Origin of the sequence: Rasiella rasia, assembly GCF_011044175.1 — a bacterium.
Lineage (GTDB): Bacteria > Bacteroidota > Bacteroidia > Flavobacteriales > Flavobacteriaceae > Marinirhabdus > Marinirhabdus rasia.
The window spans coordinates 2,841,677-2,863,202 of record NZ_CP049057.1 but is presented as its reverse complement, the minus strand read 5'-3'; the positions used below and the strand labels follow the sequence as shown (position 1 = coordinate 2,863,202).

The window sequence follows — 21,526 nt, the reverse complement described above, 5'->3', positions numbered from 1 at the left end:
CTGTTTAACGCAGTACATTTTTATAAATTTTACTTTTAAGTTACATTTGTGCTGCAAAATTACCACTAATAACGCGTAAACCCAATCAAATGCAGACCGAAAAAGTAATAGACCACATTGTTAATTGGTTAAAAGAATATGCCGCAAACGCAAAGATGGATGGATTTGTTTTGGGAATTAGCGGTGGTATAGACAGTGCATTAACCTCTTCGCTCTGTGCAAAAACCGGACTTAGAACCTTATGTGTAGAATTGCCTATTCACCAACATCCAAATCAGGTAACTAGGGCGCAAGAACATATTGCACAGTTAAAACAACGTTTTGCCAATGTTACTGATGTGCAAGTAGATTTAACACCTGTTTTTGAGGAGTTTAAAAACCAAATACCACCTACACAAGACGATAGCTTTCTGGACCTAAGTCTTGCGAACACGCGCGCGCGATTGCGTATGACCACCTTGTATTTTTTTGCAGGATTGCATCGCTATCTAGTTGCAGGTACTGGAAATAAAGTAGAAGATTTTGGTGTTGGCTTTTTTACAAAATATGGAGACGGCGGGGTCGACTTAAGTCCGATAGCAGATTTGTTAAAAAGTGAAGTCTATGAATTAGCACGAGCGCTTGATGTTCCAGAATCTATTTTAAATGCAGCTCCAACAGACGGACTTTTTGGTGATAGCAGAACCGACGAAGATCAAATAGGTGCTAGTTACGACGAGCTTGAATGGGCCATGAAAATGCAAGACGAAGGGAAAGTCGCTACCGACTTTGAAGGCAGAAAACGACAGGTTTTTGAAATCTATTATCGCCTTAATCGCGCTAATCAGCACAAAATGAAGCCAATTCCGGTGTGTACAATTCCGCCAAGTTTAAAAAAGTAGTGTTTTCAACGAGTTTTCTGTACGTTGAACGAAATTCCCAAACTCCTAAAAACATTTTATTTAGTTTTGTTTTGTAGTATTAGTATTACAAAAACCTCACACAACCTAGCAATTTCCCCTTGCAAGGTGTGTCTTTATAAACAAGACTAAGAATGAAGAAAATTTTTATAGCAGATCACCACCCAGTGACTCGAAAGGGAATTGCCTGTATGTTAAAGAAAAATGACAATTTTTCGATTATAGGGAAAGCGAGTACCGGGGAGGAACTTTATACAGGACTTCAAAAGGAAGCACCAGATATTCTAATCATGGAAATTGACATGCCAAATATTAATGGCATCAACGCCTTAAGAAGTATTAAAACAGAATTCCCCAATGTGCGAGTGCTAATTTTCTCTACCCACCCGGAAGAAATTTACGCATTGCGATCTATTAAGTCTGGTGCAGCAGGGTATGTGCCTAAAACAGCGGGTACCAAAGTTTTCTTAGGAGCTTTGAAAAAAATTGCCAAGGGCGGCATTTTCTTAAATGAAGAGCTAACAAGCACATTTACTAGTCGTAACGTTGGCGAAAGCAGTGCTATTAGCCGATACAAAAAATTATCATCTCGAGAGATTGAAGTTTTAAACTTACTATCAAGTGGAAAGCGTAACAAAGACATTGCGAACGCACTAGATATCAACGAAAAGACGGTAAGCACGTATAAAACAAGATTATTGAAAAAACTGAAAGTAGACAACCTAGCAGATCTTATACATCAGTCTAGAATGTTTCAATTAGGGTAGTTTTACTATAACACCCTTCTTAATTTTTCTGAAAGAATTTTTTTAAGCGTTAAATAGTCTACAATATCTTGTAGGCTATTTTCTTTTTCGGCAGCTTGTGTTTGTTGTTCTATTTCCGAAGAGAGCTCAGAAATCTTTTTTGCTACTAACTCTCTACGCAGGTTTAGAATTGTTTCACTTACAATTTGAGACACCGACTTATCTTTCTCTTTCACAAAAATCTCTTTTCGCTCCCAATCATGTAATTGATATTTCTCTTCTTGCATTAAAATGTCGGTAACTGCCTCTGCTTTGTGAGGCTCTAACTGGTTGACAAGAGTTTCAACTTTAAGGTCCTGCTGTTGATTTAGTCTATTGATAATCTCAAAATAGAGTTCTTTAAAATCGGTATTCGTAAACTCCACCTCGTCATCTTGTAGGTCTAGATAAATTTTCTCAAAAACTTTTGCATTCGATTTCTCTGGTGTAAAGGAAATTTCACCTTCTTCGTTAGTTTCTAGTATTAGGTCTTCAAATTCTTCCTCTAGCGTCCCGTACAGCAATAGCAGTTCAATAATTTTACGCTCAAGTTCAAACTGAACATCAATTTTCGCCACCTTTTCGGGTTCCGCAGGAATAACCTGCATAGTTTCTTGTTGTTGTGTTGTCTTTTTTCCAGCATCCCTTCGTTCTTTCTGAAGTAACTGCGCTAGCGTATTAAAGAGTACCGTTTCGCTTATATCCATAATTCGCGAACACTCCTTTATATATACTTCTTGTTTTATAGCGTCTGGAATCTTTGAAATGCTCACTACCATATCGCGTATGGTATCTGCCTTTTTTATAGGATTGTTCTCTGCCTCTTTTGCTAATAGCGATGCCTTAAACGCTATAAAATCTTGTGCCTGTTCTTCTAGATATAGCGTAAGATCTTCTAATGAATGGGATTTTGCAAAACTATCTGGATCTTCACCTTCAGGAAAGGTGCATATCTTAACATTCATGCCTTGCTCCAAGATTAAATCTATCCCGCGTAAAGAAGCCCGTAGACCTGCAGCATCACCATCGAACAACACAGTTATGTTCTTACTCAGCCTATTTATAAGTCTAATCTGTTCTGGTGTGAGTGCAGTACCAGAAGAGGACACTACATTTTCAATACCTGTTTGATGAAATTGAATGACATCTGTATATCCTTCTACCAAATAGCAATTGTCTTCTTTGGCAATACTCTGTTTGGCATGATAAATACCATAAAGTACTTTGCTTTTGTGGTAAATATCACTTTCTGGCGAATTTAAATACTTAGCAGCTTTTTTGTCGCTTGTTAAAATACGACCTCCAAAACCAAGCGTACGACCACTCATACTTAAAATAGGAAACATAACACGGCCTTTAAACCGATCAAATTTTTTGTCTCCTTTTACAATCGTTAAGCCTGTTTTTTCTAGAAAACTTAATTGATAGCCACCTTTTAATGCTTCGTCTGTAAAGGCGCTCCAACTATCTGGAGAATATCCAAGACTAAATTTTTTAATAGTAGCATCTGTAAATCCGCGTTCTTTAAAATACGTTTTACCAATTGCCTTGCCTTGTTCTGTTTCTAATAGTGTTTTATGAAAGTAGTCTTTGGCAAATTCGCTAACCAAATACAAACTTTCTCGCTCGTTAGCTTGCTCCTTTTGTTCATCTGTTTGCTCAGTTTCTTCTATCTCTACACCATACTTTTTGGCCAAATATTTAATAGCTTCCGGATAGGTAAAATGTTCATGCTCCATTAAAAAAGACACTACATTACCTCCTTTGCCACTACTAAAGTCTTTCCATATTTGTTTTACTGGCGACACCATAAAACTGGGCGTGCGCTCGTCACTAAATGGGCTAAGCCCTTTAAAATTAGAGCCCGATTTTTTTAGGTGTACAAAATCCCCAATAACCTCCTCGACTCGGGCGGTTTCAAATACATTGTCTATGGTGGTTCTTGAAATCAATTGTCTAATTTTTCTTCCGAAGAGAAGATACACAAATGTAATTTAATTAAACTCCAAAAGAAAAATTCCAAATAACAAAAAAAGGTTCCCGAGAACGAAAACCTTTTTTAAATAGTACAGATGCATAGAGTACTAATCCCAATCCCAACGCACTCCTAGAGAAACATTACGTTGGTCTATTGTGTTATCCTTAAAAATGGTGTTTAAATCGTATTTAGCATACAATGAAATATCTCCATAACCAACGTAGGCACTTAAACCATAGATAAAGTTATTTGTATTGTATCCAGCCTTTAATTTTTGTTTTACTTTTTCATCACCGTTATCAAACTTCAGTTTTTGGCGCGCACTCATGTTAAGCCCAGCATACCCTCCAACTCCAAGTTTAAAACTCTTATTTGTGTTATATCTAAAGTAGTCTTCCTTTTCTATTTTACGTGAGCCACCAATTTCAAAATGTACTGGCACTACTACATTATCCATTCTAAACTTCGACTTATCTAGATCGAGACCAAAATCCTGTAATTCAGTTTGTGCGCCTGTATCAACAAAATAGCGGTTATCTGTAGCTTTTAACCCGTTAAATTGAAATGACACTCCGTATCGAAAACGTAAAAAATTACTTTCTTTAAAAACTCGGGTTGTCCATGCCAAACCTAATTCGGCATACCTACTTCCTCCAATTTTATAGGGAGAGTCGCTAAGTGACTGACCGTCAATTATGGCATTGTTTAAACCGAAAGAGAAAACCAATTGCGAACTTGTTCTGCGATCATACTTCCGCTTATGCTCTGGCTTATCACTAAAATATAGCCCCCATTCTCCAGTGCTTTCATCGTCTTCGTTGTCTCCAAATTGAATCGAAAAAATATTCTTTCCTTTTTCATTTGCGGTACCATTTCTTTTTACCAACTCAATTTTGTTATCGATAATAGCCACCTTATTTTCAATATTCAAGGCTCGCTTTTCTGCTGCAAGCTGCTTTTTGTTAGCTGCTTCTTCTACTGTAATGATGCCCTTCTCCACTTGCTTATTTATATTTTCAACCTCTTCTTTTAAAGCCTCCTTTTCTTGATTAACTACTTCGGTACGAGATTTTTCTAATATCTCTAGCTTAGTTAGCGCTTCTTGAGCGATGCTAAAACTACATGCTAGTGCCCACAGCACCACGGCAATACTAATTGTAACTATTTTCATAACTGTTCGTGTTTATAGTGCTCCTTGTTTAGGAGCGTGATTGATGAATATTAAAATATATTAATTGAAATTTAATTATTGCGCTCTACCACAGCGGTGCGCACTTTATTGAAGCCTTCGCCAAGGGCATCAAAAACTTTATCTCTAAAGCCTCGTTCTAATTCAGTTTCCACATCATTTAAGAGACTGGCCGGGTCTACGCGAGTGGTTGCCTGATTTAGAATACGCTGTGTTGCAATTTCTTTTTGTGCATTTTGCAACAAAATTTCGATGGCTTCTGCAGTTACGGTAGCCGTTCCTGCATTTAGTAATTGTACCTGAGCGACAACTTCATCTACTTTAGTGTCTACAAAATCTCTTTTAATAGGTTGGTTTAATGGCGATGGCGTTTTGTCTTTTTGAACACTTGCAATTGCTACAGCAGGTTCTTTTGTCTGAACTTTCTGCATTGGTTTTTTACTGGTTGCTATTTGGGTTGTGTTGTAGGTTTTCTTCGGAAGGGCTTTTTCATTAGTTGAAACAATTTCGGTAGTATTTACAGTATCGTCATTGGTTGCACCTTCTTTTTCTTCGGAAATCGTTAGCTCTATAGAGTTATCTACTTCTATTTGCGGTGTTTCTTGTACAATTTCTGAAGAAACATTTGTATCATCTTTCAGCAGAAATGAGCCAACTACTAATACAGCTACCAAACTAGCAGCAATGGCGTACCATAATGTTTTATTAGATTCTTTCTTATCACCCAGCTGTGCCTCTAGGGTCGCCCATGCATTTTCAGAAGGCTGAATTTCGCGCTCTTCTAGCTGCGTTCTAATGTGTTCTTCAAATTTATTGGGTTCCATAACTGGTATGATTTTGTTTGTTTATTAATTGTTGAAGCATTTTACGTGCCTTAGACAGTTGCGACTTTGACGTTCCTTCAGAAACTTGCAATAATTCTGCAATCTCACTGTGCTTATATCCTTCTACTGCATAGAGCACGAAAACCGCTTTGTACCCGTCTGGTAGCGCATCAATCAACTTCTGAATATCTGCTACTTCAAGCGTTGTTGGAAACTCGGTTGCATGGCCAATTGAGTTTTCGATAACAGATTCGTCTTGAAAAAACAATTTCTTCTGTTTCCGAAGTTCACTTATTGCCTGGTTCACCATAATGCGACGTATCCATCCTTCAAAACTTCCAGAACCTTCGTACGACGCTATATGTGTAAAAACTTTTAAGAATCCGCTAAGCATCACCTCTTCTGCTAGATCATTACTTTTTACATATTGTCTACAAACGCTCATCATCTTTGGCGCAAAAAGCTGGTAAAGCTCATGCTGCGCTTTGCGATTCCCTTTCTTGGTTCTCGCAATGAGCTTATCGTAGTTTTTATGTAATGAAATAAGTTTCACAGATATGCTTCGCTAGTTGCTTCAATTTAATAGACGCAGGTTTATAAAAAAAGGTTGCCTGAGGGATAAAATAAGTTTTAGAAACTACGAAATAGGCAGTAACCATTGGGTAAGAAGGCATATATATTCTTACAGTACTAAAATGCTAGGCTGCTATTTTTTTCTGTCAATTACGTAGTTCACCATTAATTCTAGAGAATCTTTGTACGGAGAAGCGGGGTACTTATCTAAAAGCTGAAGGGCTTGCTGTTGGTACTCCTTCATTTTGGTAGTTGCATAGGCCAAACCACCAGATTCTTTTACAAAAGCAATGACTTCCCGAACGCGCTTTCTGTCTTTATTATGGTTTTTTACTGAATTAATTAACCATTTTTTCTTGGTTTCACTACAGTTATTTAAAGTGTAAATTAAAGGAAGCGTCATTTTTTGCTCCTTAATATCTATACCTGTAGGTTTTCCTATTTGTTCGTCGCCGTAGTCAAACAAATCGTCTTTTATCTGAAATGCTAGTCCTATAAGTTCGCCAAAGGTTCGTAGATTTTCTACATCATCTTCAGAAGCATGTACAGATTTTGCTCCCATAGCACAACAAGCGGCAATAAGTGTCGCCGTTTTTTGACGAATAATTTCAAAATATACGGCTTCTGTAATGTCAAGTTTTCTAGCTTTCTCTATTTGCAGCAATTCTCCTTCGCTCATTTCTCTTACAGCAACAGAAATAATCTTTAATAAGTCGAAATCGTCGTTATCTATACAAAGCAATAAACCTTTAGAAAGTAAAAAGTCGCCCACTAGTACAGCGATTTTGTTTTTCCACAATGCATTCAAAGAGAAAAAACCACGCCTTCTATTACTGTCGTCTACCACATCGTCATGTACTAAGGTAGCGGTATGAATAAGTTCAATCACCGACGCGCCTCTATAGGTGCGTTCGTTCATTTCACCCTCATTACACATCTTAGCAATTAGAAAAATAAACATAGGGCGCATTTGCTTTCCCTTTCTATTTACTACATAGTGTGTAATTCTATTTAAGAGCGCAACTTTAGAAGACATAGCATTAGAGAATTTCTGCTCGAAATACTCCATTTCACGGACAATAGGATCCTTTATTTGTGCTACAATCTTCATATTTTGTCAAAAATAGGAGTAAAAGGTTAATTTTTAGTTTTTAGAAGCCCTTTTTTTGTTATATTTACCGCGTATAACTTTATTATTAATAAAACATAATTATGAAAAAAATTACTTTACTATTTGCTGCTGCTTTAGCAACAGTATCTATGAATGCACAAGCGACTCTTTTCTCAGATAACTTTGAGGCTGAAACTGTAGATGCAGTTACTTTCTCTTTCTGGGATTCTGTAGACGTTGATGGAGATGGCGAATTTTGGGAAGTAGCTGATATTGCGGCATTTGCTGCTGTTGATGCTCCTAACCACCCAATGATGTCTTTGGCTGCTGATTCTGATTCTTGGGAAGGTGTAGCTTTCTCACCAGACAACTTTTTAATTTCTCAGCCAATTAACATTACTGGAGCAACTGGATTACAGATTGACTATGTTGTAGGTTCTTACCAAACAAGTGGTGCTTTTATCGCTGATAAGTATGATGTATTACTAGTAGACTCTAACGATCCTATCGATATCGTTGCAGCTACTCCTCTTTACACTGCTACTGTTGGTGATGATGCTACATGTGCTTCTGGAGACGGTGCAGATTCTGCTGCTCCTGTAACTGTAGATGCTTCTGCACTTGACGGTTCAACTGGAGATTACTACTTAGTATTCAGACATTATGATACTGTAGATGAGAACTCTGTTCTTATTGACGATGTATTCTTAACTGCTGCTTCTTTAAGTGTTGAAGACCAAGCTTTCGCTAACTTCAACTACTTCGTAAACAACGGTGAGTTAAACTTATCTGCTGCTAACACAATGGAGAGTCTTACTCTTTACAATGTAATTGGACAGCAAGTTGTTAACCAGAAGTTATCTGGAACTAACGAAGTTATCAATATCTCTTCATTGAGTGCTGGTATCTACGTTGCACAAGTAACTATCGACGGTACAGCTAAGACTTTCAAAATTGCTAAGAAATAATTTACAAATTATTCTTAATAGAAAGAGCGACCCAAGGGTCGCTCTTTTTTATGCGCTTATTTTTTTTAACTTCCTATTGTTTATTTGCAAGCTGCCCACAAGCTGCATCTATATCTTTCCCTCTACTTCTTCTTACAGTTACAGGAATTCTATGCTTTTCAAGTGCCGTAATGTATTTGTCTAAGGCAGCATTACTAGCCTGTTGAAAGTCTCCGTCGTCTATAGGGTTGTATTCAATAATATTTACCTTACACGGCACATACCCGCAGAATCTAACTAATGCCTGTATAGCTTCTGGCGTGTCATTAATTCCATTCCAAACCACATATTCATAGGTTATCTTTCTATTAGTTTTAGCGTACCAATATTCTAACGACTCTTGCAAATCGTCTAAAGTAAATTGTTTTGCAAATGGCATAATCTCTTCGCGAACTTCCTGAATAGCACTATGTAATGAAACCGCAAGATTAAATTTAACCTCATCGTCGGCTAGCTTTTTAATCATTTTTGGGACGCCAGACGTAGATACGGTAATACGTTTTGGCGACATCCCTAAACCTTCATCAGACGTTATTTTATCTATAGAAGCAAGAACATTTTTATAGTTCATAAGAGGTTCGCCCATTCCCATAAACACGATATTAGACAAGGGGCGATCATGATACAACATACTCTCCCGATGTATTGCTACTACCTGGTCGTATATTTCGTCTGGATTTAAATTACGCATTCGCTTCAACCTCGCGGTGGCGCAAAACTTGCAATCTAAGCTACATCCTACTTGAGACGATACGCATGCCGTAGTTCTAGTTTCCGTAGGAATCAACACCGATTCCACTACGAGTCCGTCGTGTAGTTTTACTGCGTTCTTTATGGTACCATCGTTACTCTTTTGAAGACTATCTACTTTAATATGGTTAATAACGAAATGTTCCTTTAGCAGGGCGCGCGTTTCTTTAGAGATATTGGTCATATCATCAAAGGTATGACTACCCTTACTCCATAACCATTCATAAATTTGGTTTCCTCGAAAAGGCTGTTGCCCAATAGAGGTAAAAAAATCTCTAAGTTGTTCTTTGGTAAGTGCGCGTATATCTTTTTTGCCTTCCTTCTTCATGCTACAAAAGTACTACAAAACGAAAGAACAAGGGCCGGAACCAAGAAAGGAAAGAAAAGGGAAGAATGTTTTATGAATGTTTTACAACAATACGTTTAGTAATAGTATTGCCACTATCTTCATCTACTAAGTGTAAGAAATAGATACCTTCAGAAATATCAGAAACAACAATGGTATTTGCGGTAGCATGTAAAGAGCCTGAGCTAATTTTCTTTCCTGAAACATCATACAGACCATATGACAACTCTGGGTATTTACTATTCATAACAGTAATGAAAGTATTTGCAGGGTTCGGATAGATTTGCAAGTCTCCCACAAATTCTACATCGTTCACGTTCAGAATATTTGAAAGCGTATTTACGGTTGTTGCTCCAGAATTTAGTGGGTCTAACCAGTCGTGAAGTCGTGTTTCTGGGGTAGTTCCTGCGTCCCAAGAAATTCCAAAACGCCCGTAAATATCATATTCGTTATTATTTTCTTCGCCGTTGCAAGAAGATAAACCAGCATACAGCTGCCCAATAACATGGCCATTTTGGTTAAACAACGGAGATCCTGACGAGCCACTTTCGGTAGTTCCTATTTCCCAGCCGTTACCAGTACCTTCACTTAAACCTCCAATAAGCCAGACTTCGGTGCCCTGCGCATTCTCTTTTGTGGCACCTGTATTATCTCTACAAACTTTCATGATGTCACCATTTGGATGGTGTATACCCACCTCAAAAATGGGTGCTACATCTGTATTGTCCCAACCTGCAAAAGCTACATCCCATGTGTCTGGAATTTCATTTGATAGTTCAACTAATGCGAAATCTGACTTTGCATTATTAGCTCGAAGAATCGCACCGCTCATGGTGAAGTTATTTTGAAGGTCTTCTGTGTTTTCATCTTTACCACATACCGGATTTGGACTCACCCAATTAAAACGAGCTGACCATAAATCTGGATTGCTATTCTGTAAACAATGATTTGCGGTAAGTATATACGGAGTTTTGTCTTGTTCTGCATTATTAACGAGTACAGAAGAACACAAATACCCATTTCCTAAATTTAAAAGTGCTACAGATTTCTTCAAGTTATCTTTAAGACCATCAAAGTCGTCACCCACCCTACAGTTCACATCGTAATTACAAGCACCAGAATCGTTAAGCCCTCGTGTACCTTCTACAAATTGAGAGATAGCCCCCATTCTATAACCATGTATTACACTTTCAATTTCTATTTTAAAAATACCTGTAGTTTCAGCTGGTTCAAAATACTCTATCCAGATTTCCTCTCCTTCAATATACCAAGTGCCAGCACGTTGATTCACTCTGTTATCTCGATTTGTATACGCTTTTGAAACATCTTCATGATTGCCGCTATATAATTGTAGATGTGTGCCAGAAGGAAGATAAAACTTATTAAAATTAACACTGAGATTTACGGCATTTGAAGATCTAAATGCAATGCGCCACAGTTTATCACCATTGTCTAATATCGTGCGTTCTCCTTGGGTTTTCAGGTTTACTGAAATTTCCTGTTGTATTCCATATCGCCACGGTTGAGACTTGTCTAGATCGTTAATACTATCTTGTTGTCTAATTAGAGAAAAGTCTATTTCTGGTAATTCTATTGGCACAAAAGAGCTTTCTATATCGTACTCCCAACTTATAGGAACCATAGCATCGCCACCCTGCCCAAGTGATATGAGGGTAACAAACAAACAGCTAAAAAGGAGTACTATTTTCTTCAAAAAATGATAGTTAGTTGTCTAAAAAGCAATCTAATATACTTGAAAAAAATGATTTTATAAAACCTTATAGCCGTAAAACAATAAATCCCGACCAATGGTCGGGATTTACGCTATGATTTGTATTTATTAGATGATAAGCATGGCGTCTCCATATGTATAGAAACGGTACTTCTCTTTTATCGCTTCGGCGTATGCCTTCTTGATAAAATCGTGCCCAGCAAATGCCGACACCATCATTAAAAGAGTAGATTTTGGTGTATGGAAGTTAGTTACCATCATGTTGGCAATACTAAAGTCGTATGGCGGAAAAATAAATTTGTTGGTCCACCCTTCGTAATCATTTAACGTTGCATTAGAAGATACAGAGCTTTCTAGTGCACGCATCACTGTAGTTCCTACAGCGCAAATACGCTTCTTTTTTGCTATACCTTCATTAATGGTAGCAACAGCATCTTTTGCAATTGCTATTTCTTCGCTATCCATTTTATGCTTAGACAAATCTTCTACTTCTACCGGACTAAAAGTTCCTAAGCCTACGTGCAAGGTAACTTCTGCAAATTTTACTCCGTTAATCTCTAAGCGCTTTAGTAAATGTCTAGAAAAGTGTAATCCAGCGGTAGGAGCCGCTACAGCACCTTCATTCTTGGCAAAAATAGTTTGATATCTATCTGCGTCTTCAGGTTCTACTTCTCTTTTAATATACTTAGGAAGCGGTGTTTCTCCTAATTCTGTAAGTTTGTTTCTAAATTCTTCATAAGAACCATCGAACAAAAATCGAAGGGTACGCCCACGACTTGTTGTATTATCTATAACTTCGGCAACTAACGATTCGTCTTCACCAAAGTATAATTTATTACCGATTCTAATTTTACGTGCAGGATCTACCAATACATCCCACAAACGAGTTTCAGGATTTAGTTCACGTAATAAAAACACTTCGATACGCGCTCCTGTTTTCTCTTTATTTCCGTAGAGTCTAGCAGGAAAAACCTTTGTATTGTTTAACACCAATATATCATCTTCTTCAAAATAATCTATTAAATCTTTAAACATTTTATGCTCTATCGTCTGCTCCTTTCGATTTAAAACCATGAGTCGTGCCTCATCGCGATTTGGCGCAGGATATTCGGCAAGTAACTCTTCTGGTAGGTTAAAGCTGAAGTTAGATAATTTCATTCCCATAATGGTAGCTGTTTGTTTTAAAAAGTAGCAAATATACAACCTCAGCATAGGGGTTGTCAAGTAAATAGCACATTATCTTTTCGACAACCTTTTATTTACGGTCTAATTATGCTTCTTTTTGTACTGAAATACCAACTTTTTGAAGATCTTCCCAAAATGTTGGAAACGATTTTGAAACTACTTCGGCATCTAAAATAGTAAGTGAAGTCTTAAAGGCTAAAGGAGCAAATGCCATAGCCATACGATGGTCGTTATAGGTTTTAATTGCTACATCTGAAAGTATAGCACTAGTAGCCTCAAGTTGTATGCTATCTTCGGAAATATCTACTGTTGCACCCAATTTACGCAGTTCAAGCTGCAATGCTAGCAACCGATCTGTTTCTTTAATTTTTAGCGTATGCAGCCCTGTGAGATGACACCCAATACCTAAACCGAAGCATGTTACCGCAATAGTTTGCGCGATATCGGGGGTGTTAGACAAATCTGCTTTATACGTTGTTGCAACAACACTATTATTCTTAAACAATGTGATGCTTTCATTTTCAGAATTAAAACGAGTAGACACCCCAAGAGATTTGTATAGTTTATTTAATGCGCCATCACCCTGTAAACTTTCGGCTTTATAACTTGTAAGAGTAATTTCTAAGCTATCTGAAAGCGCCACTGCACTGTAAAAGTATGAGGCAGAGCTCCAGTCACTTTCTACCACAATGGTTGTATCTTGAATCGTTGGTTTATGCGAGATGGTAATTGAGTTACCTTCAAACCTATACGCAACATCTAACGCAGCTAACAAATCTAGCGTCATATCTAAATATGGTTTTGAAGTAATGGTGCCTAGCAAAGAAAGTGAGAGTCCGTTTGGCAATGCAGGTGCCATTAGAAGCAGGGCTGAAATAAACTGGCTACTTACATCTGCACGTAACGTTGTAACATTTTTCTGAAGATTTTTACCTGAAATTTTTAGCGGCGGGTATCCTTCCTTTTTTACATATGAAATAGAACCCCCAAGTTTTCTAAGCGCGTCTACGAGCACGCCAATGGGTCGCTGCTGCATACGCTCACTTCCTGTTAGCACTACTTCAGACCCTGGTAACGCAGTAAAATAGGCTGTTAAAAAACGCATAGCTGTTCCTGCATGATGTACATCTACGGTACCACTCTTTATAGTAAGCGCCTTGGTTAGAACTTTACTATCGTCGCTAGCAGAGGTGTTTTTTATCTTCAGGTTGGGATACAACGCTTGTAAAAGCAACAACCTATTGGTTTCACTTTTAGAACCTGTAATTGCCAATGTTGTTGGTACAGCGGGCTGCTTAGAAGCGTTTAATAGCACTTTCATTTTCGATACTCTTGTTCTTTTAGCTTTCGCCAGAACTTTCCGTAGGTAATTGCAAAACCAACTATAAAACTCCCTAACACAAATACGGCTAAGACTTTAAAAGAGGCTTGAAAAATACCGGTCCACCTACCTTTAAACCCCCATTGAATTACGTACATAATAACACCATACACAAGGCTGAGTACTAGAACCGATTTCCAATATCCTTTATGAGTAACGATGCGCTTAAACATTATTTCAGTTTTTCGTTGCCGTGATGCCTATCATGATCACGTTTGGCTTTAAGTTTCATTTTGGCGTCGAAAGCCGTTTGTAAATCTACCCCTGTTTGGTTTGCCAAACAAAGTACTACAAAAACAACATCGGCTAATTCTTCACCAAGGTCTTTACTTATATCGCTTTCCTTTTCACTTTGTTCACCATAACGTCTTGCAATAATTCGTGCCACTTCACCAACTTCTTCAGTTAGTTGGGCCATATTGGTAAGCTCGTTGAAGTAGCGAACTCCATGTTCTTGAATCCAATCATCTACAGCTTTCTGGGCGTGTTGTAAGTTCATTCTATAATTTTGTAAACACAATCTTTTCCTTTTCTTTTTCAGTAATTTGAGAGAACATGCCCTTTACATACTCATAATCTTGAGGAAGAACGATTGGTGTATTAATATCTAAAGATACAGCTAGTTGCACAATACCCGGCGCTTCTTTCACCAAATAGGTATAACTACCTGTGTTGTTTGCTAAGTTAGCCTTAATTGCTTCTGGCAATGATTTTACCTTGTAGCCTTCTGGGATTTTTATTGAAACGTTATATTTTTCAGACCGTGGGTATTCAAAAAATATAGGATATATTCTGCTCGAATCTTTAAACGGATTTTCTGTTTGTGCAAAGAACAGCATAGGCGAAACGTACAAATCTCCTGCAATTTCTTCTACCAGACTATTTGAAGTAGCGGTATAGCTTACGCTCATATTTTCTTTAACGCTCATTACATCTTTTGCTTCGTACTCAGAAATCTCTACGGCTTCACTTCCTGTGTCTACAGATTTTACTTGCGCTTCGTTTGCTGTACCCGCATATTCTTTTCGGTATTGCTTGGCAAAATGCCCTCCTTTTCGTTCGCGCACTTTCACCAAAATATCTTCTTGGTTTATTTCGGCCTGAACGTATGTTAGTTTTTTAGACACATAACCTGGGTAAAGACCAACCCAGTCTGAAGTACCGTCTGGTCTAATAAGTCTGCCTTGCCAATTCATAGCACGTTCTGGAAGTAGATTTACATTAGAAAACGGATCTGTTGCATCTAGGATATAATATTTACCATTTTCATTTACAGCAGCTACTACATAGTTAAAACCTTCTAGTGTTGGATATACAGGAATTCCGTTCTCCTTGGTGCTAACTAAAACTGGATAGGTTGTTAAGCCTGCATTTTGAAGCATAGATACCAGCATTAAATTTATATCTGCCGTGTTACCCAATCCTTCTTTATAGGCTTTCTTCACGCCATTATCTGGATAATAACCTACATATTTATTCCATTTTACTTTGTTTTTAACAAAGGCTAAAATAGTTGCCATCTTTTGCTCTGGACTCGTAGCTTCTGCTAAAACGGTCTGCAAATCGTTTTCGTAGTAATCAGATTTTTTTATCTGACTTACAAAGTCTTCACTGTCGTAAATACTTTTGGTTACTGCGCTCCAGCTTTTGGCAACGTTTTCAGGTATGCCATTCGGGTTGTTAAACATCGCGAACTCCCATATAGAACGTCCTTGGTAGTTCCATAAATTATCAACAAAAGGTTCGGTCTTTAGCGGTGGTATATTGCTCTCGTCTAATGAGTATTTAATTTCCTTATACGTTCTAGTTCCTGCTTCTGTGGCACTATTATTTGAGTTGTAGCTTCCGTAATTTGCTGAACCAACGCCGCTTCTAGCTTTAAAGTTTAACTCAATTGTTTTAGAATCGGTTTCAAAATTATAAGCAACCGTAGCTTTTGGGTTAGACTGTATGTTATAGACATAAAATTCTGGCACCTTCAGTTCTACCACTTCTTTATTAATTGGGATAGTGTATTGTAGGTCGATATCGTTAATACTTCTAAACGGAGATTCTATAACGTACTCATATTCAATAACGCTTCCTGGACGTATATCTGGCATGGTAAACTTATTGTTTTTACGGTATTTGTTTCTGCGTTCTTCAAAGATTCCACTTTTTTGAAGTTTTTGTTTTTTTATGCTTCCGCCTTCAAGGTTGTACGTTACCCCTTTTAAATCGAATGTTTCTCTGGTTCCGCCATTATCATAGGTTACAACAGTTTGATTTGCCCATTCTGCACCTTCCTTAGTATAAATTTTAATACGCTCATGAACGGTGCGTTTTTGAGAAAAACCTTCATCCTGCTTGTAAAAAAATTCTACATTATACTCTCGGTACAACACAGTAGCGTCTGCCTCGGGATATGAGGCATTCGATTTCTCGGCTAATTCGGCTTTGGAGACTTTTCCGTATTTAAAATTTTGCGCCTGAACTACTGTTGAAACAAATAGTAAGCAGAAGAGGGTGTAATTAAATTTCATAGTGATGGTTATTATATTTTTGATAATACGATTTTAGATTTTGAGATGGTAACATACTCCCCATACAGGGCTTGAAGCGCTGGATAGAAGTCTGCAGGTATTAAATGTTCCTTGATATCGAGGTTAAACAACACCTGTATTTGTGAGCCACGATCTTGAATGTTAAATTTCAAGAACCCAACATCGTGTTCTAGTTTAATTATACGTGGGTCGGGAACACTCTCTATTTGATATCCTTCAGGAATGTCAAATGTAATAATATAATTTTCAGCATAAGGATGCTCTAAGTCTATTGGGTACAACCTATCTTCTTCATTAAAAATATTTTCTTCAACACCCAAGAAAAGCAGCGGTTCAAAATAAAGATTGTCACCTATTTCTTCTATGTAGTCGTTATAGGTGAAGTTGTATGAGATAGCAATAGGCTTCTCGGGATTCTCCACATCCTTCTTAACTACATTTTCTACACTCAGCAAGTCTTTATTATTGAGCGCCTCCTCATACGTTTCTACACCTAAATCTGAATAGTATTCTCTATGATTAAGAGCATAATAATTTGTTATTTGCTTCTTCACAGTTCCTTTCATAGAAATCTGGTCTTCTGCAATTGCTGCAGTAACGAGTAGGGTATTTTTACTCGGCTTTTGTATTTCAACCTCTTGCAGGGCAAATTCTCCTGTATCTGTATCTACAAGAAGCCCTACTCCATTAATATAACGTAGCGGTAGTTGACCAAAGCCAGCTTTTCTTTGAGAGGCATCTAAAATGTATCGCGTTTTGTCTACATCAACCACACACAAAACGGTATTAAAGGCATTAAAATTTGGGTATTTCACCCAGCCCTTTCTTTTAGTAGCCACCGCAATTGGGTTTGCTCTAATTCCTGCAGCCTTTAACATATGTATTAATAACATATTAATATCTCCCGTATCTCCCTTGTTTTCTCGATAGACTGTTTTCACATAATTAGAACCTCTACTATAAGTTTTGTCCCATTCTACTTTGTTTTTCACAAATCGCTCAATCTTCTTTACCATTTTTAGCGTATCGGTCTCACCTGCTAATAATAGTTCTAAATCTTTTTTATAAAGCGCATCGCCATTTCGCAATTGCGCTCCAAACCACTCTATATTGTAATATTTTTTAGCCACATTCGTCCAGGTCTGCTGATACGCAACACTGTGTCGTTCCATATGTATACTACCACGATGGTTATCTATATTGCCAACAAACTTTTCCTTTTTGAGCCCAGGTACATTTTCTCCTATAAAAATATCTGTCTGTGCCGATTTTACTCTTTTTATTGGTAGTTCTACATATTGATTTTGTCGTACTGAAAGATTTCCATAATACCCGTTAGACACGCTAATATGCTCATATTTTATAGGAATTCCCATTTGGGTGTACAAGGTTGAAAATCCGATGAAGGTAACTCGGTATTTCAATTCTATAATAGAGCCTTCTTTAATGTTTGGGAACGTTAGTTTACTAATTTCTGTGTCTTCGGAAACTTCCTCTTTAAAAATACCATCTTTAGTAACTTTGGTAACTTTTATCTTTCCATTCTCTAAGTTATAGGTAGCCGCCTTTAAGCCTCTAATACCATCGAAAGAAATTGTCCAATTTGAATGTTCAAACCCTTCAGAATTATAAATTTTTATTCGTTCATGCACTTCTAATGCCTTTCCATATTCGAAATTTATGTTTCGATATAGAATAACGGCACTTGCATCTTCAAAAAAATCGTCTTTAGTTGTCTCTAATTCTGAAATTGTTACATCTCCAAATTTCCGTTCCTGCGAAAGACTTATTTGAAAAAACGTAATAAATATAAGGGTGACTGCAGTTGTAATTTTCATGAACCTTTGAGTACAATTTTCGATTTGTCTTTCTTTACAATACGCTGAATAAACGCTACAAAGTCATCGTATTCTTCTTTTTTGTAGGTTCCTGCATTGAGAACAAAATTACGGTGGTACTTTAATTTAGACCCTGTCACAGGCGTAATAGAAGCATGATAAGTACCATATTTAGACACTATCTCAATTTCGTCAAACAAAGCCTCTACACTTATTCCTTCTGGAAGTTGTATTTCAATGGTATCGTTGTAACTTTTTCCTCTTCTAATATGAACCGGAAGCAAGCGATTATCGTCCTTAGGTGGCAAATACTTAAATCGGGTAAAAATATTTGGATTAAATAAAATTCTATCTCCCGCAGCAGAAGAATAATTGGAAGTTTCAAAATTTAAATTTTCAGTAAACACAATTGCGCGCTTATCATTTTCAAATTTAATATTTGCCAAAGACAAATTGTTTAAATGTCCGTACGACTCCTTATAATGCATCACTACATCATCGTTAGTAGCATCATCTAACCAAGATACATCACCATAAGGAACACCTTCAGACATCTGTTTCATAAGACCCGTAAGAATTAAATCACCCGACAAAGATGCTGTAGCGGTAAGCGTTTGCTTATTATCTTCTGTTAAGTATGCGTGTGTTTTTGTAATTACCCCGCCTTCTGGAGTGACCATTAAAACTTCTCTATCGTCTGTGAAATCACCCATATAATTAAATGGTGCTTTTTGGCTGGTGCATTCTAAGAAAACATTTTCATCTTCAAACGGTACCGCTAAAATCACATGATTTCCTTGAAGCGCCACAAAATCTTCATCTAAACCACGACCGTTTTCACCAGCTTCTACAATCGTGTAATACGATTCTATGCCCTGCGACTTTAACAATGCCATGGTATAATTTGTGAGTGCCTTACAATCGCCATAACTTAACTCGTCTACGTCTTTTGCGGGTGAAGGTTGCCAACCACCAATACCAACTTGCACACTAATATAGCGAGTCTTTCCTTGCATGTATTCGTATATAATTCGGGCTTTTTCTTTCGGGTCTTCTACACCTGCCACCAATTGTTCAATGGTGGCTTTTGTCCCATCAGAAATTTTATCTCTACCTTTTAAAAGGCTATTCTTCTGCCAAAGCCCAAAATCTTTCCACGTTTTTATATAGGCTCTTTCATTTTCTAACTGAAATTTTTGCAGCGCCACCTTGGCCATTGGTAAAAACTGTGTGTAGTGCGGCGCCAAGGGTTCTTTTGGTAATTTCTCGAGGTTCTTTAGTGTGTATTCATATTTTGTTGGGGTTTCAACTATAGACACATCGTAATTCTCAAGATTAAACTTTTTACTTATCAAAGGCACTTGTTTAGGATTGTCTATCGTGAAGGTTGATCTTTCAACACTCACGTTGGTATAGCTTGTGGGTGTCCATCTTGGCAAAAATGCCGTAGAAGAAGATGCTTCTTCTACGATAAACTCTATGGTAAAAGGATAAGATCGCGGTGTATACTCTATATACATCATTCTATTATCACTATATAAGTTACTTCCCGTGGCACTTACATCATGAAAGTCTCGCTTTTTAAATTTCTCAATTTCCTTCCCTTTAGCATCAAATACCTTTGCCTCTATGGCTTTTATAGAACTACTTTTATCATACCCTACTGCAAGGTTTAATGCTTCTAACCCTTTCCTATTTAAAACAGAGATAATTTCTTTAGTATATATTTCTATCTTATCGTAATCGTGTATTGTAATCAGTGTTTCTTGGTTTCTAACAACAGCATAGACATCATTTTTAATATCTCCAGGTATTTCACTTATAGCGTATTGACTAAATAGTGAAGTAGAAACGCATAGAAAAGCGAGTAGAAAAGGTATTCTCATAGAGTTAGTTGTATGCGGGCAATTTATTATTTTTTACAAAAGCGGCAAAGCCATACTTATTCTTTAACTTTTGAATCGATGGTGATAGTTACTGGTCCATCATTTACCAACGCAACATCCATCATCGCTCCAAAGATTCCTGTCCCCACCTTCTTACCAATCTCTTGTTCCAATTGTGTTATAAATTGTTGGTAAAGTGGTATTGCTTGCTCGGGTCTTGCCGCTTTAATAAAAGAAGGTCTATTTCCTTTTTTAGTGCTGGCGTGTAGCGTAAACTGGCTTACTACCAAAATTTCTCCTTCTACATCTAGTACCGATTTATTCATGGCGCCTTTATCATCTTCAAACACACGTAATTTGGCAATTTTTCCGCAGAGCCATGCAATATCCTCCTGTGTATCTGCCGCTTCAATTCCTAATAAAATAAGATAGCCTCGACCAATTTCTGAAACAAGTTCTTCTGAAACAGTTACCGATGCACTTTTTACACGTTGTAATACGACTCTCATAAATTTGGTTTACAAAAACAGGAATTACTCCTTATCATAAATATCTTTTCGGTAGTGCTCTTCCTCTCCTTCCAAAATCTGAAGGTAGCTTTTATACCGTGACCAGGCAATTTCTTCTTCCTCTAGGGCCTCTTTTATAGCACATTGTGGTTCTTCTATATGAAGACAATTGTTAAACTTACAGGCCTGTTTACGTTCAAAAAATTCGGGGAAATAATCACCTAGTTCTTCTTTGTCCATTTCAACCACACCAAATCCTTTGATACCAGGAGTATCTATAATCTTCGCATTAAAAGACAAATCGTACATTTCTGCAAAGGTGGTGGTATGTTGTCCCTGCTTGTGTAGTTCTGAAATACTCGCAGTTTTCAACTTTAAAGATGGTTCTAGTGCATTGACCAAGGTAGATTTACCAACACCACTATGTCCTGAGAACATGCAAACATTTTCTTGCATCATTGCCTTTACTTTTTCCACATTTTTCCCAGTTAGTGCAGAAACACCAATACAATCGTAACCAATACTTCTATACAACGCAGCTAAAAATTTTACCTCTAGTAATTCGTCTTCCGTATAGGTGTCAATTTTATTAAACAAAAGAACTGCTTTTATGTGGTACGCTTCGGCAGTAACTAAAAATCGATCGATAAAGGTTGTAAATGTAGGTGGGTTGTTAAAAGTAATGAGTAAAAAAGCGATATCTACATTTGCCGCGATTATGTGTGTTTGTTTCGACAGATTCACACTTTTTCTAATAATGTAGTTATCGCGTTCTTCTATGGTGTGAATTATACCAATGGTTTCATCGCCTTTAGTTTCTACTTCAAATGCAACGTGGTCACCCACCGCCACTGGATTGGTACTTTTAATACCTTCTATACGAAACTTCCCTTTAATTCTACACTCGTAAAAATCGCCTTGTTGCGATTTTACGGTGTACCAGCTTCCTGTAGATTTGTAGACAACCCCCTTCATATTACAAAGTTGCAA

The 21,526-nt window shown here is 37.3% G+C and carries 19 protein-coding genes; 3 read left to right on the top strand and 16 right to left on the bottom strand.

Going from position 1 to position 21,526, the window contains the following annotated elements; genetic code table 11:
* The first annotated feature begins 89 nt into the window (after positions 1 to 89).
* Complete coding sequence (nadE, locus tag G5B37_RS12670) at positions 90 to 881, top strand: NAD(+) synthase (RefSeq protein WP_164680396.1); 792 nt, start codon at positions 90 to 92, stop codon at positions 879 to 881.
* Positions 882 to 1,033: 152 nt separating this feature from the next.
* On the top strand, positions 1,034 to 1,666 hold the full coding sequence (locus tag G5B37_RS12665) for a response regulator (RefSeq protein ID WP_164680395.1): 633 nt from the start codon (positions 1,034 to 1,036) through the stop codon (positions 1,664 to 1,666).
* A gap of 5 nt (positions 1,667 to 1,671) precedes the next feature.
* Here the strand turns inward: G5B37_RS12665 and dnaG are convergent, their stop codons facing one another.
* From dnaG to G5B37_RS12640, 5 genes are all read right to left on the bottom strand, one after another.
* The gene (gene dnaG, locus G5B37_RS12660) at positions 1,672 to 3,636 is read right to left on the bottom strand and encodes a DNA primase (protein ID WP_164680394.1); all 1,965 of its coding nucleotides are present in this window, start codon (positions 3,634 to 3,636) and stop codon (positions 1,672 to 1,674) included.
* 132 nt (positions 3,637 to 3,768) lie between these two features.
* Positions 3,769 to 4,833 (bottom strand): PorT family protein, encoded by a 1,065-nt coding sequence (locus G5B37_RS12655; RefSeq protein ID WP_164680393.1) that lies wholly within the window; start codon positions 4,831 to 4,833, stop codon positions 3,769 to 3,771.
* A 71-nt stretch (positions 4,834 to 4,904) separates the two neighbouring features.
* Complete coding sequence (locus G5B37_RS12650; protein ID WP_164680392.1) at positions 4,905 to 5,675, bottom strand: hypothetical protein; 771 nt, start codon at positions 5,673 to 5,675, stop codon at positions 4,905 to 4,907.
* Entirely contained in the window at positions 5,662 to 6,228 is a 567-nt protein-coding gene (locus tag G5B37_RS12645; protein WP_164680391.1) for an RNA polymerase sigma factor, read from the bottom strand. The genes G5B37_RS12650 and G5B37_RS12645 overlap by 14 nt, the downstream gene beginning before the upstream one ends.
* A 153-nt stretch (positions 6,229 to 6,381) precedes the next feature.
* Positions 6,382 to 7,359, bottom strand: coding sequence for a polyprenyl synthetase family protein (locus G5B37_RS12640; RefSeq protein WP_164680390.1), 978 nt, complete (start codon positions 7,357 to 7,359; stop codon positions 6,382 to 6,384).
* Between the two features lie 101 nt (positions 7,360 to 7,460).
* Between G5B37_RS12640 and G5B37_RS12635 the strand changes: the two genes are divergently transcribed.
* On the top strand, positions 7,461 to 8,327 hold the full coding sequence (locus tag G5B37_RS12635; RefSeq protein WP_164680389.1) for a T9SS type A sorting domain-containing protein: 867 nt from the start codon (positions 7,461 to 7,463) through the stop codon (positions 8,325 to 8,327).
* 73 nt (positions 8,328 to 8,400) lie between these two features.
* Here the strand turns inward: G5B37_RS12635 and rlmN are convergent, their stop codons facing one another.
* From rlmN to rsgA, 11 genes are all read right to left on the bottom strand, one after another.
* A complete protein-coding gene (rlmN, locus tag G5B37_RS12630) occupies positions 8,401 to 9,444 on the bottom strand; it encodes a 23S rRNA (adenine(2503)-C(2))-methyltransferase RlmN (RefSeq protein ID WP_164680388.1) in 1,044 nt (347 codons plus the stop codon).
* A gap of 70 nt (positions 9,445 to 9,514) precedes the next feature.
* Positions 9,515 to 11,176 (bottom strand): T9SS type A sorting domain-containing protein, encoded by a 1,662-nt coding sequence (locus tag G5B37_RS12625; protein WP_164680387.1) that lies wholly within the window; start codon positions 11,174 to 11,176, stop codon positions 9,515 to 9,517.
* Positions 11,177 to 11,302: 126 nt separating this feature from the next.
* Positions 11,303 to 12,352, bottom strand: coding sequence for a tRNA preQ1(34) S-adenosylmethionine ribosyltransferase-isomerase QueA (gene queA, locus G5B37_RS12620; RefSeq protein ID WP_164680947.1), 1,050 nt, complete (start codon positions 12,350 to 12,352; stop codon positions 11,303 to 11,305).
* 112 nt (positions 12,353 to 12,464) lie between these two features.
* On the bottom strand, positions 12,465 to 13,700 hold the full coding sequence (locus tag G5B37_RS12615) for a 3-phosphoshikimate 1-carboxyvinyltransferase (RefSeq protein WP_164680386.1): 1,236 nt from the start codon (positions 13,698 to 13,700) through the stop codon (positions 12,465 to 12,467).
* Complete coding sequence (locus tag G5B37_RS12610) at positions 13,697 to 13,933, bottom strand: hypothetical protein (protein ID WP_164680385.1); 237 nt, start codon at positions 13,931 to 13,933, stop codon at positions 13,697 to 13,699. Before G5B37_RS12610 ends, G5B37_RS12615 begins: the two co-directional genes overlap by 4 nt.
* Entirely contained in the window at positions 13,933 to 14,259 is a 327-nt protein-coding gene (locus G5B37_RS12605; protein ID WP_164680384.1) for a nucleotide pyrophosphohydrolase, read from the bottom strand. Before G5B37_RS12605 ends, G5B37_RS12610 begins: the two co-directional genes overlap by 1 nt.
* A gap of 1 nt (position 14,260) precedes the next feature.
* Positions 14,261 to 16,282, bottom strand: coding sequence for a DUF3857 domain-containing protein (locus G5B37_RS12600; protein ID WP_164680383.1), 2,022 nt, complete (start codon positions 16,280 to 16,282; stop codon positions 14,261 to 14,263).
* Between the two features lie 11 nt (positions 16,283 to 16,293).
* Positions 16,294 to 18,141 (bottom strand): transglutaminase domain-containing protein, encoded by a 1,848-nt coding sequence (locus G5B37_RS12595; RefSeq protein ID WP_164680382.1) that lies wholly within the window; start codon positions 18,139 to 18,141, stop codon positions 16,294 to 16,296.
* The gene (locus G5B37_RS12590) at positions 18,138 to 20,027 is read right to left on the bottom strand and encodes a DUF3857 domain-containing protein (protein WP_164680381.1); all 1,890 of its coding nucleotides are present in this window, start codon (positions 20,025 to 20,027) and stop codon (positions 18,138 to 18,140) included. The genes G5B37_RS12595 and G5B37_RS12590 overlap by 4 nt, the downstream gene beginning before the upstream one ends.
* Before the next feature lie 56 nt (positions 20,028 to 20,083).
* On the bottom strand, positions 20,084 to 20,536 hold the full coding sequence (dtd, locus tag G5B37_RS12585; protein ID WP_164680380.1) for a D-aminoacyl-tRNA deacylase: 453 nt from the start codon (positions 20,534 to 20,536) through the stop codon (positions 20,084 to 20,086).
* Positions 20,537 to 20,560: 24 nt separating this feature from the next.
* Positions 20,561 to 21,511: a ribosome small subunit-dependent GTPase A gene (gene rsgA / locus G5B37_RS12580; protein ID WP_164680379.1), complete on the bottom strand. Its 951-nt coding sequence runs from the start codon at positions 21,509 to 21,511 to the stop codon at positions 20,561 to 20,563.
* Between the last annotated feature and the right edge of the window lie 15 nt (positions 21,512 to 21,526).

Bases quoted from the DNA above. Each gene is read 5' to 3' on its own strand.
- nadE (WP_164680396.1), top strand. From the start codon at position 90: ATGCAGACCGAAAAAGTAATAGACCACATTGTTAATTGGTTAAAAGAA.
- G5B37_RS12665 (WP_164680395.1), top strand. From the start codon at position 1,034: ATGAAGAAAATTTTTATAGCAGATCACCACCCAGTGACTCGAAAGGGA.
- G5B37_RS12655 (WP_164680393.1), bottom strand. From the start codon at position 4,833: ATGAAAATAGTTACAATTAGTATTGCCGTGGTGCTGTGGGCACTAGCA.
- G5B37_RS12650 (WP_164680392.1), bottom strand. From the start codon at position 5,675: ATGGAACCCAATAAATTTGAAGAACACATTAGAACGCAGCTAGAAGAG.
- G5B37_RS12640 (WP_164680390.1), bottom strand. From the start codon at position 7,359: ATGAAGATTGTAGCACAAATAAAGGATCCTATTGTCCGTGAAATGGAG.
- G5B37_RS12635 (WP_164680389.1), top strand. From the start codon at position 7,461: ATGAAAAAAATTACTTTACTATTTGCTGCTGCTTTAGCAACAGTATCT.
- rlmN (WP_164680388.1), bottom strand. From the start codon at position 9,444: ATGAAGAAGGAAGGCAAAAAAGATATACGCGCACTTACCAAAGAACAA.
- queA (WP_164680947.1), bottom strand. From the start codon at position 12,352: ATGAAATTATCTAACTTCAGCTTTAACCTACCAGAAGAGTTACTTGCC.
- G5B37_RS12615 (WP_164680386.1), bottom strand. From the start codon at position 13,700: ATGAAAGTGCTATTAAACGCTTCTAAGCAGCCCGCTGTACCAACAACA.
- G5B37_RS12610 (WP_164680385.1), bottom strand. From the start codon at position 13,933: ATGTTTAAGCGCATCGTTACTCATAAAGGATATTGGAAATCGGTTCTA.
- G5B37_RS12605 (WP_164680384.1), bottom strand. From the start codon at position 14,259: ATGAACTTACAACACGCCCAGAAAGCTGTAGATGATTGGATTCAAGAA.
- G5B37_RS12600 (WP_164680383.1), bottom strand. From the start codon at position 16,282: ATGAAATTTAATTACACCCTCTTCTGCTTACTATTTGTTTCAACAGTA.
- G5B37_RS12595 (WP_164680382.1), bottom strand. From the start codon at position 18,141: ATGAAAATTACAACTGCAGTCACCCTTATATTTATTACGTTTTTTCAA.
- G5B37_RS12590 (WP_164680381.1), bottom strand. From the start codon at position 20,027: ATGAGAATACCTTTTCTACTCGCTTTTCTATGCGTTTCTACTTCACTA.
- dtd (WP_164680380.1), bottom strand. From the start codon at position 20,536: ATGAGAGTCGTATTACAACGTGTAAAAAGTGCATCGGTAACTGTTTCA.
- rsgA (WP_164680379.1), bottom strand. From the start codon at position 21,511: ATGAAGGGGGTTGTCTACAAATCTACAGGAAGCTGGTACACCGTAAAA.